The 20,510-nt window shown below is 73.1% G+C and carries 13 protein-coding genes; 3 read left to right on the forward strand and 10 right to left on the reverse strand.

Going from position 1 to position 20,510, the window contains the following annotated elements; translation table 11 throughout:
• Nucleotides 1-11: 11 nt before the first annotated feature.
• The 3 genes from AB0M08_RS37935 to AB0M08_RS37945 form a co-directional block, all read right to left on the reverse strand.
• The gene (locus tag AB0M08_RS37935) at nucleotides 12-1,088 is read right to left on the reverse strand and encodes a ricin-type beta-trefoil lectin domain protein (RefSeq protein WP_364504570.1); all 1,077 of its coding nucleotides are present in this window, start codon (nucleotides 1,086-1,088) and stop codon (nucleotides 12-14) included.
• A gap of 468 nt (nucleotides 1,089-1,556) precedes the next feature.
• Entirely contained in the window at nucleotides 1,557-3,986 is a 2,430-nt protein-coding gene (locus tag AB0M08_RS37940; RefSeq protein WP_364504572.1) for a VIT domain-containing protein, read from the reverse strand.
• Complete coding sequence (locus AB0M08_RS37945; RefSeq protein ID WP_364504574.1) at nucleotides 3,983-4,615, reverse strand: MerR family transcriptional regulator; 633 nt, start codon at nucleotides 4,613-4,615, stop codon at nucleotides 3,983-3,985. Before AB0M08_RS37945 ends, AB0M08_RS37940 begins: the two co-directional genes overlap by 4 nt.
• A gap of 81 nt (nucleotides 4,616-4,696) precedes the next feature.
• Between AB0M08_RS37945 and AB0M08_RS37950 the strand changes: the two genes are divergently transcribed.
• Nucleotides 4,697-5,386, forward strand: coding sequence for a cyclase family protein (locus AB0M08_RS37950; protein WP_364504576.1), 690 nt, complete (start codon nucleotides 4,697-4,699; stop codon nucleotides 5,384-5,386).
• Here the strand turns inward: AB0M08_RS37950 and AB0M08_RS37955 are convergent.
• Together AB0M08_RS37955 and AB0M08_RS37960 are read right to left on the reverse strand one after the other, a co-directional pair.
• Nucleotides 5,362-7,428: a peptidase M6 immune inhibitor A gene (locus AB0M08_RS37955; RefSeq protein ID WP_364504578.1), complete on the reverse strand. Its 2,067-nt coding sequence runs from the start codon at nucleotides 7,426-7,428 to the stop codon at nucleotides 5,362-5,364. The genes AB0M08_RS37950 and AB0M08_RS37955 overlap by 25 nt on opposite strands.
• A gap of 196 nt (nucleotides 7,429-7,624) precedes the next feature.
• A complete protein-coding gene (locus AB0M08_RS37960; protein WP_364504580.1) occupies nucleotides 7,625-7,891 on the reverse strand; it encodes a hypothetical protein in 267 nt (88 codons plus the stop codon).
• A 108-nt stretch (nucleotides 7,892-7,999) separates the two neighbouring features.
• On the opposite strand from AB0M08_RS37960, the gene AB0M08_RS37965 reads away from it, so the two are divergent.
• Nucleotides 8,000-10,318, forward strand: a complete 2,319-nt coding sequence (locus AB0M08_RS37965; protein WP_364504582.1) for an amino acid permease — start codon at nucleotides 8,000-8,002, stop codon at nucleotides 10,316-10,318.
• A 1,400-nt stretch (nucleotides 10,319-11,718) separates the two neighbouring features.
• On the opposite strand, the gene AB0M08_RS37970 is transcribed toward AB0M08_RS37965, so the two are convergent.
• Nucleotides 11,719-12,990, reverse strand: coding sequence for a dipeptidase (locus AB0M08_RS37970; RefSeq protein ID WP_364504584.1), 1,272 nt, complete (start codon nucleotides 12,988-12,990; stop codon nucleotides 11,719-11,721).
• 138 nt (nucleotides 12,991-13,128) lie between these two features.
• On the opposite strand from AB0M08_RS37970, the gene AB0M08_RS37975 reads away from it, so the two are divergent.
• Nucleotides 13,129-14,103: a hypothetical protein gene (locus AB0M08_RS37975; RefSeq protein WP_364504586.1), complete on the forward strand. Its 975-nt coding sequence runs from the start codon at nucleotides 13,129-13,131 to the stop codon at nucleotides 14,101-14,103.
• A gap of 90 nt (nucleotides 14,104-14,193) precedes the next feature.
• Here AB0M08_RS37975 and AB0M08_RS37980 read toward each other — a convergent pair whose 3' ends face one another.
• The 4 genes from AB0M08_RS37980 to AB0M08_RS37995 all read right to left on the reverse strand — a co-directional run bounded on the left by AB0M08_RS37980 (nucleotide 14,194) and on the right by AB0M08_RS37995 (nucleotide 20,218).
• On the reverse strand, nucleotides 14,194-15,249 hold the full coding sequence (locus AB0M08_RS37980) for an endoglucanase (protein ID WP_364504588.1): 1,056 nt from the start codon (nucleotides 15,247-15,249) through the stop codon (nucleotides 14,194-14,196).
• Nucleotides 15,250-15,370: 121 nt separating this feature from the next.
• Nucleotides 15,371-16,159, reverse strand: coding sequence for a hypothetical protein (locus AB0M08_RS37985; protein ID WP_364504590.1), 789 nt, complete (start codon nucleotides 16,157-16,159; stop codon nucleotides 15,371-15,373).
• Nucleotides 16,160-16,166: 7 nt separating this feature from the next.
• A complete protein-coding gene (locus tag AB0M08_RS37990) occupies nucleotides 16,167-18,884 on the reverse strand; it encodes a DUF6493 family protein (protein WP_364504592.1) in 2,718 nt (905 codons plus the stop codon).
• On the reverse strand, nucleotides 18,881-20,218 hold the full coding sequence (locus tag AB0M08_RS37995; protein ID WP_364504594.1) for an SWIM zinc finger family protein: 1,338 nt from the start codon (nucleotides 20,216-20,218) through the stop codon (nucleotides 18,881-18,883). The genes AB0M08_RS37990 and AB0M08_RS37995 overlap by 4 nt, the downstream gene beginning before the upstream one ends.
• Between the last annotated feature and the right edge of the window lie 292 nt (nucleotides 20,219-20,510).

The raw sequence follows: 20,510 nt of genomic DNA on the forward strand, positions 1-20,510 counted from the left end.
GTGCCGTGGGGTCAGCCGAGCGTCCAGCGCTGGTTGGTGCGGCCGTTGCAGTCGTTGACCACGACCCGGGCCATCGGGCGCTTGCCGGACGACGGGTCGGTCAGGCAGTCGCTGTTGGCGGCGTTCACCAGTTCCCGGTCGTCGGTGAGCTGCCACTGGGCGGTGGTCCGGCCGTCGCAGCCGACGAGGTGGACCGTGCGATCGCCGACCAGCATCACGCATTTCCCCAGTACCCGGAGGGTGCCGTCCTCCTGCAGCGTCCAGTCCTGCGCGGACGACCCGTTGCACCCGAACACCTGGATGACGTTGTCGTCGAACGTGAACCCGCCCGGCAGGTCGAGGCAGAGCCCCTCGCCGTTGACCAGGGGCCCGGTGACCGGTGCCACGGTAGAGGGCGATGCCTCGGCGGGTGCGTTCGAGGTGGCGCTCGCCGTCGGCCCGGCCGAGGCGTCGCCGGCTGCCGCGGGCGAGGAGCTCACCGAACTGGTGGGCACCGTGGTCGACGAGCCGCCCCCGATCCAGCCACCGCCGTAGTTCCCGGCCGTTCCGGTGTCCGGGCCACCCGTCACGGCCTCGCCGAGCGGATCCGAGGCGTCCGGGCTGGGCCCGGTGACCGCGGGAAGCCCGTGGTTGGGGTAGTCGTCCGCCCAGGTCGGCGCGTACGCCGGCCGCAGGGCCGCATACCCGGTCACGGCCAGCACGGTGATCACGGCCGCTCCGGCGCCGGCCATCAGAAGGGGACGACGACGCCGCTCCGGGCCGGTCGGCTCGGCCTGCTCGGCGCTCCTCGCGGCCGTGCCCGCCGTGACCGGGTGAACCAGCGTGGGCGTACCCGACGCGACCGGTTGAGCCCGGGTGGGCGTACCCGACAAGACCGGAAGAACCTGCGTCGGCGTTTCCGGGACGACCGGGAGAGCCTGCGTGGGGGAGTCCGGGAACACCGGGAGCATCTGCGTGGGCGAGTCCGCCGAGGCCCCCGAGGGCCACGTGGTCCCCGCCTGCTCCGGCTCGGCCGACTGCTCGTCCTGTGTCAGGAACGGACGTACCAGCAACGGCTCGCGCTCGTCGCCGAAATCCTCGTCGCTCACTGACGAAGCCACCCCTCGATCGACATCGGTGCACCAACTTACCGTGATCGTCGAAGGCGCGCGGCGGCCGTTCGGTCATGCCGGCACCATCCGCTCCGGCGGCGCCTGCCGCGCGAGAATCGTCGCAGCCCAGGTGCCCATCACCGTTGCCCGGTGCCCTCACGGCCCGCATCCCTCTGCCCTCCCGCTTGCGATCGGTGCCCTTGTCACCCGTGCCCGTGCCCGTGCCCGTGCCCGTGCCCGTGCCCGTGCCCGTGCCCGCGCATGCCGCTGCCGCTGCCGGCGGGCGGCCGGCCGGATTCTCATGCAGTTCTGCGGGCTTCGCGCGCCGGACTTGCCGCCCGCCCGTGTCTGAGACGGATGGGGATCCGGCGCCGTGATCGGCGCCCTCGTCGTCTGCTCCCGTGTGGAGGATTGATCGGCGAGGGTGCCGGGCTCGGGGCGCCCGGCCACCCCGAGCCCGTCGGGTCACCGCTTCCAGAACGGCTTGCGGGTCTGGTCGGACGACGCGGCCGGATCCTCGCCGAACATGGTGAGTACGTTCAGGGCGGCCTCCCACTTCTCCTCCAGCGTCCCGTCGCCGCCGAGCAGGTCGACCAGCTCGCGGAGCGGGGTGAAATCGGCTTCCTGTAACGGTGTCAGCAGGACGGTCAGCCGACTGGACAGGTCGTCGAGCAGATCGCGCCGCTCGTAGGCCGGACGGCCGGTGGCCTCCCGGAGCCGGTCGGCCTCGACGGCGACCAACGCGCGCACCTCGTCCAGGGTGAGCGCGCCCCCGCCGGAGTGCGCGCCCCTCGACCGGGCGCGCTTGAGGTGGGCGCGCGGTGCGGGAGAGCCCACCGCCCGGAGGTCACCGGCCGCTCCGCCGAACGGTGGCGGGGACATGTCGGCCTGGACCGAGCCGATGGGTGCGAAGCCCGGCGCGGACGGCGGGGCAGCGGAGGGCGACGGCGCGAACATCGGCGCCGCCGCCGCGACGGGCCCGCCGGGGAACGGCGACACCGCGGACGCGAGGACGATCCCGGGCGGTGCCGGCGCCGGGGTCTCCCAACCGGACGGCATCTCCACCGGCTGGGTCACCCGCTTGACCTGTCCACCCTCGTTCACGACGCGCTCGTCGACAGCGACGAAAGCCGTGAAGCGGCAGAGCACGCCGAAGCGCAGCGAGGTGTCCACGATGGTCTTCTCCAGTTGGTGATCGCCCGCGGCGTAGGCGTCCTCCAGGTCCCGCAGCCGGGCCCGGGCCCACTGGGCGGTGACCGCCGGCTCGGTGCGTTCCTCGACCGTCACACGGGTCCGGAACTCCTGGTCGTCCCGGGTACGCCCGGTGACCGTGAACGCGCCCCCGGCAGCACCCGTGTAGCGGCCGGTGACGACCAGGGGCACTCCCGGGTAGAGACCGGGCAGCCGCCGCGGCGTCCGGCTGCCGTCTGCCACCGTGATCCCCTCGCCGTCGACGGCGAGGCCGGTGACCAGCGGCGCGCCGATCCGGCGGTGGATGTGCTCCATCGCCTCGTCCAGCCGGTCCTCGCTCTCCACCAGCTCGGCTCGCCCGGCCCCGAGCGCGGCGAGCCGGCCCAGGAAGCCCGCGTTGACCGCGCGGTCGATGCCGACCGTGTGCAGCCGGGTGGCGCCGATCAGCGGGACGACCTCGTGGACGATCTGGTCCTCGTTGCCGACCTGGCCGTCGGTGACCAGCACCAGCACCCGGTCACGCCCGCTGCTGTCGGTGAGCAGGCCGAGACCGCTGGTCAGCGGGGTGAGCATCTCGGTCCCGCCGCGGGCGTCGGCGCGGGCCAGGTGCTCGACCGCGCGGTACCGGTTGCGGTCGGTCGCCGGGCTCAGCCCCGCGTCCAGGCCGTCGGGATGCTCCACGGTGTTGTCGAAGGTGAGCACGGCGAACCGGTCGCCGTCGGTCAGCGTGTCGATCACCCGGGCGGCGGCGCGGCGGGCGGCCACCATCTTCCAGCCGCTCATGCTGCCGGACCGGTCCAGCAGCAGGACGACGTCCTTCGGGCGTGGCGGGGCCGCCTCGGCCGGTGGCAGCACTACCAGCTGGTAGGTGCCCTCGCCGCCCTCGCCGTCGGGGACCGCCACGGCGGTCTGCCCGCCGGGTGCGTACTCCAGGCGCAGCACGAAGTCGCGGTCGGCGCGCTCGCCGGGGTGGATCCGCAGGGTGCCGTCCTCCTCGGCGACGGTGTGCAGGCTGGAGCGGACCTCGCCGAGCTCCAGCCCGGCCGGGTCCACGGTGACCTCCAGCGAGAGGCGCAGCGGGTTCGGGAAGCCGGGCAGCAGCACCGGTGGCGAGATCCGGGAGGCGTCCGGCACCGCGTCGGTGTCCGGCGTCTGCCCGTCGCCCGAGTACGGTCCGGCCAGTGGGGCGCCCGGCACGTAGCGGGGCGCGACGACCAGCGGGAACCGGAAGGTGGCCGCGCCGTCCTCGTACGGCAGCGGGCCGACCAGGTGTAACCGGACGACGACGCGCTCGCCGGGCGGGATGTTGCCGGCGCGCATGGTGAAGACGTCCGGCCGCTCCTCCTCGGCGATCGAGGCACGCTGCCCGGCGGCGATGGCCTGGTCGTACTGCTCCCGCGCCGCGCCGCGCTCCTGCAGTTCGGCGGTGACGGTACGGTCCGCGGCGGTCATGGTCATGCCGGTGACGGCGGCCCGGTCGGGCAGCGGGAAGATGTAGGTCGCCTCCAGTGCGGTGTCGTGGGTGTTGACGAACTCGGCGGTCACCTCGGTGCGTGCCACCAGGCCGCTGACGGCGGCACGGACGTCGAGCCTGTCGAGGGGCAGGTTGCCCCGGTCGGTCCGCAGCGCACCGAACCCGGTCTCGGGCAGGCTCCGGACGCGCTCCAGCTCGGCGGCCCCCATCGGATTGACGTAAATGATCATGAATCTCTCCTATCGGTGAGCCCACGGGAGGCGAGCAGGTCGAGCAGGGGTCGGGCGGCCTCGTCGAGGTCGCGGCGGTCGACGTGCAGAGCGCCGGGGACGAGCAGGATCACGCCCATCCCGAGCGGCACGCCGGTGAAGAGGCCGTCGTCCAGAAGCTGCCGGGCGCCCACCGACAGCGTCTCGGCAGGGGCGGGTGAGGTGGCGGGCAGATCGTCGGCCGCGGCGTGCCACGGATTCCGCCCGGTGGGCGCCGCCTTCCAGAAGGCTGGGCGCGGTGCCGGCGCCGGGTCGGCCACCGGCTGATCGTCGGACAGCAGCACCGGGGGCACGCGGGCGGCCGCGGCGAGCACCTCGTCGGAGGCCCCGGCGAGCTCCGCCTGGATCTCGGCGAGCGTGCGCCCGGCCGCCTGCCGGCGCTTGATCGCGACCAGCTGCAACAGGTGCCGGCGACCGTACAGCGCGTTGCGGCCGCGGGTGCCGAGCGGGCGGTCGACCAGGCCGGTCGTCGTGTACCAGCGGATCGAGCGCCGGTCCGGCACGTCCCGGACGCGTCCGTTGGGCGCGCCGGGGTACTCCGCGGCGAGGGCCACCCGGACCCTCTCGACCAACTGCTCCATCGTCCACATGCCAAACAGCTTGACACTGTCACCATGACACTGTCAATGTCGTCGTACTGGCAATGACGGCGGAGACCGGAGGGCACCGAGATGTTGGATCAGCTGAGGCTGGTGAGCCTGTCGCACGTCAACGACCCCGACCGGATCAGCGTGTATCCGGGTGATCCGCCCTTCGAGCTGGCGACCGTGGCGACCCTCGGCGAGCACGGCTACTACTTGCAGGCCGTGTGCTCGGCCGAGCACACGGGCACGCACTGGGGCGCTCCGGGGCACTTCACCGCCGGTGCGGCCCTCGCCGACGACCTGGAACCGGCGGACCTGTTCCGGCCCGCGGTCAAGGTCGACGTCCGGGCCGCCTGCGCCGCCGACCCGGGCTATGCGGTGACGGTCGCCGACCTCGAGGCGTGGGAGGCCCGGCACGGGCGCATCCCGGACGACGCGGTGGTGGTCATCTGGACCGGCTGGGAGGAGAGGTTCGGCACCCCGGCGTTCGCCGAGCACCCCGGGTTCGCTCCGGAGACCGCACGCTGGCTGGTCGAGACCGGGCGGCTGGGCGAGCGCGGCGGCACCGGCACCGACGCGTTCAGCCCGGATGTGAGCACCGACGCCGGATTCGCCGTCTCGCGGACGATCTACCAGCGCCGCCGGATCAGCCTCGAGGTGCTGGCCCATCTCGCGGATCTGCCCGCCACCGGCGCATGGGTCCTGTGCGGCGGGCAGATCAACAGGGGCGGGTCGGGGTCGACCGCGCTCATCTACGGCGTACTGCCGCCGGCATGAGCGGCCACGCCGGAGGCCGCGGCCGAGCCGCCGGGCTGCACCACACCGTCGACCGTCAGTGTGTAGGGGGCGTACTGGGTGACCTCGCCGGTCGGGTCGTCGTAGGACACGATCGCCACCACCTTCGGGAACCCGCGCAGCGCCGCGACGTCCCGCACCGGCACCACGGCGGCGCGCTTGTGGCCCAGACCGACCAGGCTGACGCGCCAGCCGTGCACCGCCACCGGATGGATCTCGGTCGGCGACCTCCAGCCGGTCAGGGTCCCGGTGTCCAGTGCGGTCCCGCCGACAGTGGCCGCGCCGAGGTGCCAGCCGCCCGTGTTCACCGCGGCGTCCGTGACCGAGCGGAAGCTCAGCAGCACCTTCCGCCCGGCGTACGCGGTCAGGTCGTACGTGAGCTCGGCGTCGGTGGCCTTGCCGGTGATGCCGGGACCCAGCGGCCCCTTGGTGGTCCGGTCACCGGGGACGATCCGGTAGGTCTTGCCCCCGTCGTCCGAGACCGCGACGTATCCGTAATCGAACCCGTCCTCGAAGGCGTAGGTGGAGGTGAACCGCAGGACCGGGTCGGCGGCCGGTACCTCGGCCGGGTGGACCGCGGCCGCGTCGGTGCCCGGGGTGTCGCCGTCGAAGAGCCGTCCGCCCTCGAGCTTCCAGGCCAGCGGTGCCGGCGTCAGGGTGTCCGCGCCTTTGAAGGTCACCGTGTGCAGCGCGCCGCGCGGCAGCCGGACGAAGTCCGCCCCGTTCGGTGCCGCTCCCGGCGTCTCGTAACAGGTCTTGTTCGCCAGGTTCACCGTCGAGCGCAGGCTCGGCGAGGTGACCCGCTTCCGGGGCACCCCGGTGATCGTGCCGCCGGGGTCGCCGACCTCCTTGTCGACCAGCGTCATGATCTGGAAGTCGTGCAGCACCTCGGGGAGCCTGACCCCGGGCGGCATCGCGGCGACCAGCGCGGGCATCCCCTGGTGTTTCGCGTCGCGGTGCAGCGTGGAGAGCAGGGCCGGGCCGAACCGGTCGCGCAGATAGACCATCAGCGCGTACGAGATGCCGTAATCGGCGAGCACGTCGTCGGCGTCGCCCTCGTCCCAGAGGTTCAGCGAGTTCTGCGGCCCGCCGCACTCCCGCGGATTGGCGTTGTAGGTCGTCTTCACGTTGCCGAAGCCCAGGTAACACGCGATATGGGTGTCGTACCCGCGGTGGTAGACGCTGCGGTGCACATCGACGTACCCGACCAGGGTCTGCGCGTAATCGGAGAGGCCCTCGTTGAGCCAGTCCGACTCCGCCGGGTCGACGTAATACTCCAGCAGATGCTGCCACTCGTGGGCGAAGGTCCCCTCGTACATCCGCGGCCGCGAGGGCCGGCTGGTGCACAGGTCGTCGGTCGCGTCGTTGGCCGGGCGGCGACCCAGCCGGTGCGCCCAGTCGTAGGCGTCGATGGTCATCACGTTGCGGTCGAACAACTCGTTGAGCTGCGCCGAGAAGAACCCCGCGATGTAGGTCGGCTTCGCCGGGAAGTCGAAGTAGTTGTCGTCCCGTACGTTGTCGACCAGCGTGACGGTCTTGTCGCCGTCGCCGGTGAAGTCGCCGTCCTCCATCGTCCCGGTGGTCCCGGAGCGATCCGGTGGCACGCTGAACGCCGCCGTCTCCTTGGGGTAGATGTTCGTGTCGAACTCGTGGGTCAGGTCCGCGACCTGGGCATCGGTGATCTCGGTGGCGTTCTTGCGGCAGTCGTTCGCCGGGAAGGCGATGTCGTTGGCGACCCACACCTCGATGTGCCGGCCGACCGACCGCAGCGTGTACTCCTTGCGGTACAGATCTCCGGTGATGTCGTTCAGCCCAACCCACTTGCGCACCGTGCCGACCGGCGGGGTCCGGCCGGGCGCCTTGCGGGCCGCCGGCAGCGGCCGATAGCGGGCGGCGGGCAGGGGGTGCCCGTTCAGCGTCAATCGCGTACGGGTGAGCTCCCGGCCGTCCTCGGCGGGCACCGTCCCCTGCTGGGCTCGCGGTGCGGGGGCGACGTGCCGCGATTGCGCCTGGGCGGGTGACATGAGCAGCGCATTCAGTGCCGCGATTGCCGCAAGAAAGGCAAAACGGGTGCAATTCACGAAGCGGACGTTACCGCGCCACGGGAGTGTTGGAGCCCGACACGCGCCAGCCGATCTTGACCGCCCCACCATCGACGCGTGGGCCTTCTCCGGTGCCTCCGGGAAGCGCTCGCGGGCATCGGCGGGACGGCCCCGCGGGTCATTCGAAGAGGGAGTGCTTCCGGCCCGGCTCGCTGCGATCGCGCGCCCGGCGGCGCAACTGGATCACGGCCATGTCGATCAGTGCGACCGCCGCCCACCCGGCGAGCAGCCAGCCCGGCAGGGTCCAGCCGGCGCGCAGCAGGAGGACCGACAGCACGGCGCAGACCAGCATGCCGAACGCGGCGAGGGCCAGGCGCAGGTTCAGCGGACTGTACGGCTCCTCGACCGTGCCACGGCGGCCACGGGGTTGAGGTCCGATTCGCACCGGGCGAATCTACCCGTCTCGGGCGCAGCCGAAACTAGGCCCCCCAAGATCGGGTACTTTCGATATCTTCTGCCTGCTGACACTGATCCGCTATGGACAGGAGGCGCCGTGACCGAGACGGTGCATACCCGGCAGCCCACCCGCAGACTCGGCACCTGGGCGGTGTTCATCATCGCCGTCTCCGCGATGACCCCCCTCACGGTGGTGGCCGGCGCGCTGCCCCTCGGGTACGGCCAGGTGCAGGAGAAAGGCATTCCGGTCGCCTACGTCACCGTGGCGATCGTGCTCGCGATCTTCGCGGTCGGCCTCACCGCGATGGCGCGCCACGTGCCCAACAGCGGCGCGTTCTACGCGTACGCCGCCAAGGGCCTGACCCGGCCGGCCGGCGTGGGCACCGCCTTCGTCGCGCTACTCGCCTACAACGCGATGCAGATCGGCCTCTACGGCGCGTTCGGGGTGGCCGCCCACAGCGCGCTCGACGCGTTCGGCCTGGACGTGTCGTGGATCGTCTGGGCGCTGCTCGGCTGGGCGGTCGTCGCCCTCCTCGGCCGGCTGGCGATCGACCTCAACGCGCGCATCCTCACCGTGCTGGTCTGCGCCGAGGTGCTCATCGTTCTCACCTTCGACGCGACCATGGTCGGCCACCCGGCCGGCGGCACGGTCTCCTTCGCGACTCTCGACCCCGCCCTGATCGCCACCGTCGGCGGCGTGTCGCTGCTGGTCGGCGCGGTCGCCGGGGTGGTCGGCTTCGAATCACCGCTGGTGTACGCGGCGGAGGCCCGCGACCCGTCCCGTACGGTCGCCCGCGCCATCTTCCTGACACTGCTGGTCGCGGCGGTACTGTACGGCGGATCGGCCTGGGCGATGTCCGTGGTCGCCGGCCCGGACCAGATCATCCAGGTGGCCTCCGAGCACCTCAGCGACCTGTTCTTCGTGCTGCCCGAGCCCTATCTGCCGACCGCGGTGCTGGACCTGGCCCGGATCTTCTTCGCGACCAGCCTGTTCGCCGCGATGCTGGCCTTCCATCACACCGTCGCCCGGTACGCGCTGACCGTGGCCCGCGAGGGAGTGCTGCCCGGCTACCTCGCCCGCACCCGCGACGACGTCCCGGTGACCGCGTCGCTCTCCCAGTCCGCGCTCGCCCTCGTCGTGCTGGTGATCTTCGCGCTGGCCACCTGGAACCCGACGACCGACCTGTTCTTCTTCGGTACGGTCTCCGGCGGCCTCGGCGTGCTGGCCCTGATGACCATCGCCGCGATCGCGGTCATCCGATTCTTCCGCCGCGACGCGCACGGCGAGAGCCGATGGCGGCGCTCGGTCGCGCCGTGGATCTCCGCCGTCTTCCTGGTGCTCGTGCTGCTGCTCACCGTCGCCTTCTTCGGCGACCTGCTCGGCTCCGACAACCCGGCCAAGGTCTGGTCGGCCCCGCTGGCATTCCTTCTGGTGTACGTCCTCGGTATCTGGTGGGGCCGCAGATTGGGCCGCGAACGCCCCGCCGTCTACGCCGCCATCGGCACCGGCCTCCCGCCCGCCGAGCCCACCGCCGGGCGGGAGCCGACCGCACCCAAGGGCCTCCTCTCCGCCACCGAGGAGACCTCCGCGGTGCTGGAGGACCCCGCGGTGCTGGAGGACCCCGCGGTGCTGGAAGACCCCGCGGTGCTGGAAGACCCCGCGGTGCTGGAGGAGTCCGCAGTGGTGGAGAAGCCTGTCGGCGATGCCGAGAAGCCCGCCGCTACGGCCGTCGAGGAGCCGGCTGTTACGGCCGTCGAGGAGCCCGCGGTGAAGGAGCCCGCGACGGCTACCGAAAGCAAGCCCGCCGCGACGGCCACGGATGAGCCGCCGGCAACCGTGTCACAGGAGCCGACCCCGTTTGTGTCACAGGAGCCGACCCCGCTTGTGCCGGAGGAGCCGACCCCGCTTGTGCCGGAGGAGCCGACCGCGGTCGTGCCGGAGGAACCGGCGCCGGAGGCGACACCGGCCGTGCCTCCGGCGAAGCGAGCGCGTGCGCCTCGGAAGCGGGCTACCCCGGCGCGGCCCGCTGCGACGGGAACCGCTGCTCAGGGGAGCCCGGTGAAGGGGACCCCGGTGAAGGGGACCCCGGCGAAAGGACCGGAGTCGGCCGAGTCTCCCGAGGCGTCGGCTGGCAGTGATGGCGCGCACGATGTCTCCGGAGACGACCTTCCGCAGTCCGGGAGCAACGGGAACACTCCGGCCGGAGCGGCGTCGGCGGACCGGCCCCGGCGACGACCCGCCCCGCGACCGAGGAGTGGCCGTCGCCCGCCACAGCCGCCCGCGACTGAAGCAGCTGAGGGGCTGGCCGACGGGCCTGCAGAGGGCGACGGGGCCACCGATTCGTCACGGGAGCGTAGTTCTACAAGCCCGTCCGAAGAGCGTGGACCGGCCAGCCCGGGAGAGGAACGCGAATAGCCGCTGAGCGCGGTTGGGCCGTGGCGGCTTGGCGCGGCCGGACAGGTGACTGCCCGGCATATGAGCGCGGTTGGGCCGTGGCGGCTTGGTACGGCCGGACAGATGACTGCCCGGCATAGCCCTACGGGCGGCCGCCCGCAGGGCTGAACGGCGGCTGCCCGGCGTAGCCCGGCGGATGGTTGTCTGCGGCAGCCGGCCGGGTCGTCGTCTGCGGCAGCCGGACGGGCCGTGGCCTGCGGGGTGTTTCTTCGTGAGTGATAGGTGCTGTGGGCGGTCCGGGTTCACGATCATGGCTGGCCGGGGCGGTGGGAGTTCCCGATCGCTGCTTGAGTCGTTCTGGCGCCCCTCTGGCGGCTGTGCAAGTACACGATCGCGGATCGTGGGCACCTGCCGCCCCCGCTTGTGGTTGATCGTGTGCGTCTGTCGTCCGGCTCGTGTCGTTCGTGTGCGTCTGTCGTCCGGCTCGTGTCGTTCGTGTGCGTCTGTCGCCCCGCTCATGCCGTTCGTGTGCGTGCGGCGTCGCGCTCGTGCCGTTCGTGGGCATGCCGGCCCGGGGCGGCGGAGCCGTATCGCCGGAGGGGATGCTCACTCCGGAAGAGACGCGCCAGCCTGCGGCAAGCCGGACGGGTGGCTGCGTAGCGTGACCTCACGGCGGCGCCGGAGCGTTACTGGGACGAGCGGGTGGCGCGCCCTGCCCGGCGGCCGGGGAGATCTGGGCAGGTGGCAGCCGGTGTAGTGGGAATGGTCAATGTGGAGTGTCCCGGTCTGCGGGAAAGGGGCTTGATCGATGGATGGGGTCGGGTGTGAGAGGGGTGCCCGCTAAACCGTATGATCTTCATGTTTGAGCGAGCTACCCCGCTCATCATCCGGTGGTCGTCGTGGAGCCCAAGAAGCTTTGCGGTGCGAGCCGGCCGATCCGCCGGTCGACCGGCATGCGAACCCCAGGTGCGGGTGCCGGCGGATCCGCACTCTTTCCGGCCGGAAACACCATGCCGGAGCCTGGGCGGCGCAGCGTAACGCCGCCGCCCAGGAGCCCCGTCTTCGGGGAGACCGCCTCGCTGCCGCTGGCCCGCTCCCTGGTGGAGCCGCCGTGACAGGGGCGGGGTGTCGAGCGCACCGCGCCGCAAGATTACCTTCCGTGACGTGTCGCGAGATCACCTGCCGTGACGCGCTCCGTATCAAAATAACCCTGTGTGACGATTCAGTGCACCAAATGACCAACTGCTGCGGGTGAGACGGCTAAGGATGGATGGCTAAGGGCGGGCCGGCGGCGGGTGGGATGGCTGAGGGTGGGACGGCGGCGGGCGCGCAGGGCGGCTAAGGGCAGGGCGGCTAAGGGCAGGGCGGCTAAGGGCAGGGCGGCTAAGGCGGGGGCAGGGCGGCGGGCGCGAAAACGGAGCTCAGGGACGATCCGGGTGCTGGGAGGACGCGCGGAGCACCCGCAATGCGTTGGCGTGGGTGAGCTTCGTCAAGTCGGCCGGGGACCACGAGCGGGTGCGGAGTTCCGCCAGCAGGGTCGGGTACGAGGCTACGTCGGGGAGGTCCGCGGGGACCTCGAACGTGCCGTCGAAATCGCCGCCCAGGCCCACGTGGTCGATGCCGATGGTGTCGCGGATGTGGTCCAGGTGGTTCGCCACGTCGTGAGCGGTCGCGGAGGGCTTCGGGTGGGCGGCGAGCCAGGGCCGGAAACGAGGTTCGCCGGCGCGGTCGTGGTAGCGGGTTCGCGGTGGGGAGGGCTCGCCGGCGTACGGCGCCCGGGGCCACTCGTCCTCCGGCGCGGGCAGGCCGAGGCGCTGCCACTCCGCGTCGGCGGCGCGGTGCCAGGCCAGGACGGCAGGGGAGACGAACGGGGCGACGACCGGGACCTGCACGACGCCGCCGTTGGAGCGCAGGCGGGGCAGGACGTCGTCCGGGACGTTGCGGGGATGGTCGGTCACCGCGCGGGCGCCGGAGTGGCTGAAGATCACCGGGAGCGTGGCGGTGTCCAGGGCGGCGTGCATGGTCTGCGGCGCCACGTGGGAGAGATCGACGAGCACGCCCAGCCGCTGCATCTCGCGGACGATGGCGTGGCCTTCACCGGTCAGGCCGCCGCCGCCCGGGCCCCGGTCACCGGCCTCCCCGGAACCCGTCGGCCCGCCGCCGACAGAGGGCTGGCCGACAGAGGGCTGGCCGACAGAGGGCTGGGAGCCCGAGGGCTGGGCGGCAGTGGGCTGGGAGCCCGGGGCCTGGGCCGCTGAGTCGGCCCAGGCCGTGTGGTGGTTGTGGGTCAGCGTCACATACCGGACGCCGAGGCGGGCGAAGGAGCGCAGCACGCCGGGGGAGCGGTTCAGGCAGTGGCCGCCCTCGATGCCGATCAGGGAGGCGATCCGGCCGGCGGCGACGATGCGCTCGACGTCGTCGGCGGTGTGGGCGAGTTCCAGATCGTTCGGGTACGCGGCGATCAGGCGGTGCACGAGGTCGATCTGTTCCATGGTGTGCGCGACCGCGAGCGGTTCGGGCTGGTCGGAGGGGACGTAGACGGACCAGAACTGGGCGCCCACCCCGCCGGCCCGTAGGCGGGGGATGTCGGTCTGTAACTCCGGGCGGTGGGTGCCGAGGCCCTCGACGCTCGATCCGTGCGCTTCCCGTAGGCGCATGGCCAGGTCGTTGTGCCCGTCGAAGATCCACGTCATGACCCCTGGCTACCGGGTGACGAGCGCCGATGCAAGCCCGGCACGCCTGGCAAGCCCGGCAAGCCCGGCACGCCTGGCAAGCCCGGCAAGCCCGGCACGTCCGGCACGCCTGGCAAGCCCGGCGCCTACACTGCCGCGATGATCACGGGGCTTTCGCAGTGGCTGGTGCGGTATCGCAGGGCGCTGGTCGGGGGAACGGTTTCGCTCTCGGTACTCCTCACGGCCATCGCGGCGTCGGCCGAGAGCGCCGGCGCCCCGGTCGCCGTGATCGACGCGATCCTGGCCGGGAGCGCGGTCCTCGTCCTCAGCCTGATCGGGTTCACCGAGCCGGGGCGGGTGCGGGAGTTCACCCTGGAGCGCCGCGACGGCGAACTGCGGACTAGGAGCAGCGGCTTCCCGGTCGCCTTCGGGCTTCTGCTGATCACGATGGCGAACCTGCTGGCCGGGCTCGGCGTCCGGGAGTCCACCCACGTCCGGTTCGATCCGGCCTGGGCGGCGCTCGTGGCGTTCTTCGGGGGCGGCGTCTTCTTCTTTCTTCGATCCCTCTGGTACGGCAGTGGGGTGACCCTTACCCCGGACGGCCTGGTCACGGAGCGGAAACTGGGCACGGTGACGGTGCCGTGGGAGGCGCTTCGCGGCGTGCACCGCCCGGGGGAGACCGGCGCGGTGACGCTGAGCTTCGCGCGGCCCGAGCTCGTCACGACGACCGGCGTGGTGTTCCGCAAGGACCGGGTCGAGGCGGAGCTGATCCGCCCGCAGCCCCTCGCCGTGGCGATCCGGCACTTCGTCGATCGCCCGGCGGAGCGGGACTCGATCGGCACCGAGGCCGGGTACGAACGACTGCGCGCGGCCGTCGAGCCGCGCCCGGTCACCGAGCCTGCGGGCGAGCCGCCGTCGCTCCGGGCGGTCGTGGGGAACCTGGCCGGGGGCGTGGCGCTGTTCCTCGGGGCGGTCGTCGGGGAATCGTGGGCCGAGGACGCCCTCGGCGCGCACAGCTTCTGGGGGAGCGCCGCCAACCTGCTCCTCGCGTTCGCGATCATCGGCGGCGGCATGATCATGGCCGGGGTGAAGGGGGCGCGGTCCCGGAGGGCGGGCCGGCGGAGCACCTCTTGAGCGCGGCGGGCGGGCCGTGACGCGTACCCGCAAAAAGGAAGTGCCGCCCGGCGGGGGACCGGGCGGCACTTCCGTGAGGGGAGGGTGAGGTCAGCCGATCTTGACGTTGAAGATCGGGTCGGCGGCGAGCTTGCGGAAGGCGGCGAGCCCGTTCTTGGTGCTGTCGATGCTGATGTCGCGGTCGCCCTGGTCGTCGTGCTTGGTGTCGAAGTGCACGAGCGCCTTGATCGCCGGGCGCTTGGCCAGCTCGGGCAGGACGCTGCGGTAGACGGCGGACTTGTCGGCGACGTGACCCACGCGGTGGTAGGCGCCCCACTCGGCGACCATCAGCGGCTTCGCGGCGTGCTTGGTGGTCGCCCAGTCGTAGAAGCCGAGGCCACCCTTGGGCTTACGGTCCAGCAGGTCGGCGAACTTACCGAAGTGGTAGCCCTTCTCGACCGAGACGTAGGAGTCCAGGCCGATCCAGTCGATCACGTCGTCGCCGGGGTAGAGGTCGGCCCACCAGGACTTCGCCATCCACTTCTCGTTGCCCATGTAGGCGAGCACGTTGACGACGTTGCCGACGCCCTGCGCGCGCAGCCGGGCGATGGTGTGCCGCTCCATCGCCGCGAAGTCCTTCGCCTGCATGCCGGAGCCGGCCTTGGCGATGACGTCGTTCTCCGGCTCGTGGTTCAGGACCAGGAAGAACTTCTTACCGTACGCCTTCGCGCGCTTGGCGAAAGCGTCGATCCGGGCGTCCTGCTCGCCCGCCGCGACGGCCGCCCAGGTGGACTTGTAGGCGATCTTCCAGTTGAGCAGCAGCACGCGCGGGTTCGCGGCGTCGCTGGTCATCGCAATCTCGGACTTGGTCGGGAACGGCTCGTTGCCCTTGTGGTACGCGTGGAACACGGTGGCGGTGCGGCCGCTGGCGGCCTCCCAGCTCTTCAGCGCCGTGTCACGCGGGGCGCTGGTGAAGCCGCCCGCCGCGCCACCCCAGAGGATGCCGCAGCTCGGGACCAGCTTCGCGTCGGTGGTGCAGGTGGTGCTCGTGGTGGCCTTGGTGGTGCTCGGCGCGGCCTGAGCCGGCGTGGTCGCCATCGCGGCGCCGGCACCACCGGCGACGAGAGCGGCCAGCGTCAGAACAGTCTTACGCAGCGTCGAACGCAAAATCAGATCTCCCCCGAGTCTGTCCGGCGGTGTGGCCCGCCGGGCATGTGAAAGAGATTCCAGGTCGGGGGGTGTACGTCCGGGACCCGTGACGGTGCCGTGCGGTTGCGGATCCTCCGGGTCAGTTCGTGGCGCGGGAGCCGCGCACGGCGAGCACCTCGATGAGGTCGAGGAACGAGCGGAGGAACAGCGGGAGGGCGCACCACCCGGTGAAGGAGTGCACGCCGTCGAGGAGATGTCCCAGGGCGCCCGTCTCCACCCGGTCCCGGGTCCCGATCGCCTCTCGCTCCTCCGGGTGGTCGAGGAAGTAGCGGATCGTGGCCTTCAGGTACCGGTCCTTCAGCCGCTCCGCGTGCAGGCGCTTGCGGTGCCGCACCCGGCCGGTGACGGTGATCAGCTCCGGCTCGGCGATCTCCAGCCGGACCGCGCCGTCCCTGGGGTTGCGCACCCCGCCGATCGCCGTCCACGGCACGGTGACGGTGCCCCGCGACCGCTCGGCGACCAGGCCCTCCGGGGTGAGGGTGACGGCGTGGCCGCTCCCGAACAACCGCCCGCCGAAGTAACCGGCGAGCAGGAGCGGGACGGCCGTCACCCATGGCCAGACGCCGACCGCGCTGAGGGGGGTGGCGACCCAGATGCCTGCCAGGCCCAGCCCGGGGAAGAACCCGCCCCGCGGGGTCCGCAGCGACCGGTCGCCGAGCTCCAGCGCGTACGTCCGCCCGGCCTCCCGGTCGGTGATCGAGAGGAGCATGAAGATCATGAACGTCAGTCCCAGCACGGCGCCGCCGGCCACGCCGGCGTGACCGTCCGCCCGCTTCGGCATCAGGCTCACCGCCAGCCAGAGGCCGAGGGCGCCGATCAGCGCCGGCCGCCGGTGCCGCACGATCCACGCGGCCACACTCATGATCATCGCGGGATCATGCGGCCGCCTCCGGTCCGAGCACGGTACAGAGACGTTTCGCCTCGGTCACCACCCGTGTACCGCCCGGCCGCGCCGCCACCCCGGCCAGCCCCGGGATCGCGGTGCGGGCGCCGACCGTGCCCGCCACCTGGGTGGCGAGCTCCAGCAGGTCGGGCAGCCCGCGCGGGGTCGTCGCGAGGAGCGCGGGGAGCGCCGCCGCGAGCAGCTCCCACATCGCCGCCGCGGCGCCCGCCCGGTAGGCGTCGGTCAGCGCCGGGACGGCCCGGCTCAGCTTGAGCAGGCCCGCCGCGGCGAGGGCGCCCAGCTCGGCACCGGCCGCCGCGGGGAACGATGTGGCGCCGGTCGCGGCGGCGGACGGCTCGCCCCGGGCGGCCAGGAGCAGGAACGCGTCGAGCGCCGCGACCCGGTTGGCGTCGTGGCGGGCGCCGAACGCGTACGCCACCGCGAGCGCCAGCGCCGGACCGGCCGGCCCGCCCAGCTCGGCGATGACCGGGAGCAGCGTGCCGCCGTCGCGCTTGTCCTCGTCGGCCTGGGCCGCCAGTTCGGGCAGCGCCCACGCCGCCGCGAACTCCCGGTGATGCGGCAGCACCATGGCGAGCACCCCGGCCCGGTCCGCGAAGTCGTCCGGCCAGTTGTCCGGCTCGGCGTCCGGGGTCAGCGTGACCAGTTGGCGTTCCAGGCGCAGCCCGCCGTCCCGGGCCGGTCGCAGGGCCGCCACCACCCGGCGCTGCGGCTCCGTCTCCCAGTGCCGCTTCCGTGGGTCGGAGGCCTGCTCGAACCGGGTGACCACCGGGTCGGGCAGCCCGCCGCCGTCGATCCACGCGGCGAACTGCCGCCCGGCCGGCGAGGTGAGCGCGGCGGCACCGGCGCGGACCGCCGGATCGGTCTCCCGGGGCAGCCGCAGCAGCGCCTGCTCGAAGTCGAACGGCCACGGCTGCCAGCCCTCGGCCTCGGCCCGGCGCAGGCGGGCCAGCAGCTCGGCCGCGTCCAGGCTGCCGGTCACGTGGGTGGGGGTGGCCACCGTCATCGGCACCATGCTGGCCGTCAGCTGGATCGCCACCTCCGCGACCCGGACCGCCAGCACGCCGTCCGGCTTCGCGGAGAACATCGAGTCGGTCCCGCCGCGCCGGCCCTCCTGCCATGCCGTCCGCAGCGACCTCTGCATCCAGTTGGTGACGTTCCGGTGCTGTGGCGCGCCGCTCGCCGCCCGGATCACCTCGCCGAGCATCATCGTCACCGCATCGCGGTTCCAGGTGTTCTCCTCGAAGTCACCCGGGTACCGGTCGAGGACCGGCTGCAGCGCGGCGGCGAGGTCGGCCTGCCGCCCGGCCGCGTAGAGGGCGACCAGCGCGGCCAGGACCCGCTCCCAGCCGACCGCGGACGGCTCGTGGACCAGGGTGACCACCTCCTCGGCCAGCTCGGCGGCGGAGGCGATCGGCGCCGGCATCACGGCCGGCGGCGGGGGCGGCGGCAGCTCCGGCAGGTACGCGGGCTCGGCCACGCTCGTCCCGAACAGCCCGGCCGCGCGCGCCGGCAGGTCACCGGTGAGCGCCACCGCGGCGTCGGCCAGCCGCTCGACCGTGCCGGGATCGAGCGCCGCGACCCGCTTCCCCACCAGATCAAGAGCCTTCTCCTGTACGTCCAGAGCCGGGTGCCCGAACGCGACGGCGATGGTCTCGCAGACCTCACCGGCCCGCTCCGGTTCCTGGCGGGCGACCCGGTCCAGCCAGGTCAGCTGGGCCTTGACCAGCGACTTCTCGGTGCGCAACAGCACCGGGACACTCGCCTCCAGCAGCGTCTCCAGCTCCAGGCGCCCGGCGTCGCCGACCGTGCGCAGCGCCCGCTGGGCCAGCGTCGCGATCGGGCCGGGCGCCTCGGGGAGCATCCGCGCGTAGTCGAGGGCGTGCGCGGCGCACTCGTCCAGGGTCGGCGCGAGCGCGTCGTGGATCATCACGAACGGGCGCAGCACGGCCGGCTTGTCCGGGCGCAGCAGCCGGTCGATCGTGGCGTCCAGGATCGTCTTGCGCTCACACGTGCCGTCGGCGACCAGGTGCGCGAGCACGGCCGGCAGCCGCGGGGTGCTCTGCCACTCCCTGCTCGCCTCGTCCCAGTACCCGCCGCCGAGCTCGGCGCCCATCCCGTCGATCTCGAAGACCGCCGGGAGCAGCAGGTGCAGGAACGGGTCCTCGCGCATCCGGATGCTCAGCGGCGGCACCGGTTCCCGCCGGCCGGGCCGGAGCAGCCCGTTGATCCAGCTCCGCACCACGCCCTCGGTGACCGGCGGCTCGGCGCCCCCGGCGGCCAGCACCGCCGCGGCGAACGGCCACTCGCCGCCCCAGGTCTCCCGGGCCGGCACCTTCCGGGCGAGCCGCTCGCCGAGGTCGCCGAGCCAGGTCAGCTCCCGGGCCCGGGCGATCTCCAGGAAGTGGTCGGGCTCCGTGCTGTTCCACCCGCGCATGCCGCGCCGGGAGAGCGCCGCGGCCACCCGCGCGGCGGACGGCATGCAGGCGATCACGGCGAGCGCGTACCCGGGGTTGGGGTTCTGGCCGTCCCGGCTCCACCAGCGGTCCGGGTCGGCGGCCTTGATGCCCGCGTCGATCGCCGGGGCCAGGGCCAGCCGCTCCTCCTCGGAGATCGCGAGCAGTTCGCGGGTGAGCCGGGCGGGCTTCGCGTGGTGTGCCCGGTGGTCGATCTCGTCCCAGGTGAGGCTCATGCGGTCACCTCGTCGAGCTCCGCGCCGGCCGTCTCGCCGCTGCGGACCATCCGGACCGCGAGCGCGTGCTTGCAGGGCCCGCGCTCCCCGCGGTGCTTCGCCCACCAGGGACAGGTGCAGGACTGCGCCGCATGGCGTACGTGGTAGGTCTCCGCGCCGCTGGCCACCGCCGACACCTCCCCGCCCACGGTCACCGCGCCCGCCTCGACCAGGGACCGGGCGCCGCGCAGCCGGGGGTTCATCCGCTCCACGGCGTCCGCCGCGTACGGCAGCGTCCGGTGGAAGTAGCCGGCCTCCGCGACGTCGTAGCCGACCCGCCCCGCGGTGCCGAGCTGGGTGAGCGCGTCCCGGACCCGCCCGGCGGGCAGCCCGGCCGCGGTGGCCAGGCCGTCCACGTCGATGGTGGGGTCCCAGGAGAGCAGGGCGCTGATCAGGTCGGCGTCGTCGGAGACCTCGTCGCCGGCGAGCGACTCCAGGACCGCCCCCTCACCGGAGAACCCGCGCTGCGGCTCCGGCGACAGGGTCAGCGAGAGGCGCAGCGACGGCGTGCTCAGCTCCCAGGTGCTGGCGACCGGCCCGCTCCCGGCGGTCACCGGGGGGCCGTAGACGCGCAGCGCCGTGGCGTACCGCAGGAAGGGTTTGAGGGCCGTCAGGCGGCCGGCACCGGGCAGGCAGACCGCACCGGGAGCGGGCCGGGAGGTCAGCCGCAGGCCGCGCCCGGCCGGGACCGCCCAGAGCACCGCCCGGTCGGTGACCGGCAGCCGGTTGATCAGCAGCCGCGCGTCGGCCACCCCGATCTCGGCCCGCGGGTCGAAGCGTGAGGTCAGCACCTGCGCCTCGGCGAAGCCGCGCAGCCAGCGCGAGGGCAGCGGCACCTTCCGCTCGACCAGCGGACCGTCGAACGTGGTCACGGTCAGGTCGTCCGGCCCGACCGCCACGTGCATCGGGTCGGCCCGCCCGACCCGGCCCAGCGCCCGCTGCAGCGGCAGGTTCACGTCCACGTTGGTGGTGCCGTGCGCGACGATCTCCCCGTCCAGCCCGCCGGGCAGCACGTCCATCCGCGCGTAGACCCCGCAGCACCCGGAGAACGACTCGAACCGCAGCCGGTCCGCCCCGGCGGTCACCACCGGATCGAGGCTGGCCGGCGGCAGCGGCCGGAAATACCGCGTCCGGGCGACCTCGGCGACGGCGAGCAGCCCGGTCGCCGCGGCCCCCGGATCGGTCAGGAACCCGGTGAAGAATCGCGGGTGCGCCGCCGGCCCGCCGGAGGTCTGCAGGGTGAGCCCGTCGTCCAGTGTCGACGACGCGAGATACGAGTAAGCCGCGGTAACCATGCGCGGAAACTTAGAACGCGGGTACGACAGTTTCCCGTCCACCCAGCTCAGCCCCCGTGCACCCCACCGTGACGGCCACGGCACCAGCCCCCCCGGCGCCGACGTGGGGGCCGGGGCGCCGGCCGGGCGGTGGCCGGCGCCCCGGCAACCCAGCGATCCCGGTGTGTGTGTGGATCTCGGGTTCGGCGCGGCACCGACCTCCCCCGCGGGACCGGGCGCGGGGGCGGGGGGGCCGGGGGCGCCGGGCCCCCGCCCGCGCGGCGCCCGCCCCCGCCGCCCCCCCCCCCCCCCC

It is taken from the genome of Actinoplanes sp. NPDC051851 (assembly GCF_040681165.1).
Classification (GTDB): Bacteria; Actinomycetota; Actinomycetes; order Mycobacteriales; family Micromonosporaceae; genus Actinoplanes.

What these genes read in the sequence shown, in the direction of transcription:
- AB0M08_RS37940 (WP_364504572.1), bottom strand. Translation starts at nt 3,986, where the DNA reads ATGATCATTTACGTCAATCCGATGGGGGCCGCCGAGCTGGAGCGCGTC.
- AB0M08_RS37945 (WP_364504574.1), bottom strand. Translation starts at nt 4,615, where the DNA reads ATGTGGACGATGGAGCAGTTGGTCGAGAGGGTCCGGGTGGCCCTCGCC.
- AB0M08_RS37950 (WP_364504576.1), top strand. Translation starts at nt 4,697, where the DNA reads ATGTTGGATCAGCTGAGGCTGGTGAGCCTGTCGCACGTCAACGACCCC.
- AB0M08_RS37955 (WP_364504578.1), bottom strand. Translation starts at nt 7,428, where the DNA reads ATGTCACCCGCCCAGGCGCAATCGCGGCACGTCGCCCCCGCACCGCGA.
- AB0M08_RS37970 (WP_364504584.1), bottom strand. Translation starts at nt 12,990, where the DNA reads ATGACGTGGATCTTCGACGGGCACAACGACCTGGCCATGCGCCTACGG.
- AB0M08_RS37975 (WP_364504586.1), top strand. Translation starts at nt 13,129, where the DNA reads ATGATCACGGGGCTTTCGCAGTGGCTGGTGCGGTATCGCAGGGCGCTG.
- AB0M08_RS37985 (WP_364504590.1), bottom strand. Translation starts at nt 16,159, where the DNA reads ATGATCATGAGTGTGGCCGCGTGGATCGTGCGGCACCGGCGGCCGGCG.
- AB0M08_RS37990 (WP_364504592.1), bottom strand. Translation starts at nt 18,884, where the DNA reads ATGAGCCTCACCTGGGACGAGATCGACCACCGGGCACACCACGCGAAG.
- AB0M08_RS37995 (WP_364504594.1), bottom strand. Translation starts at nt 20,218, where the DNA reads ATGGTTACCGCGGCTTACTCGTATCTCGCGTCGTCGACACTGGACGAC.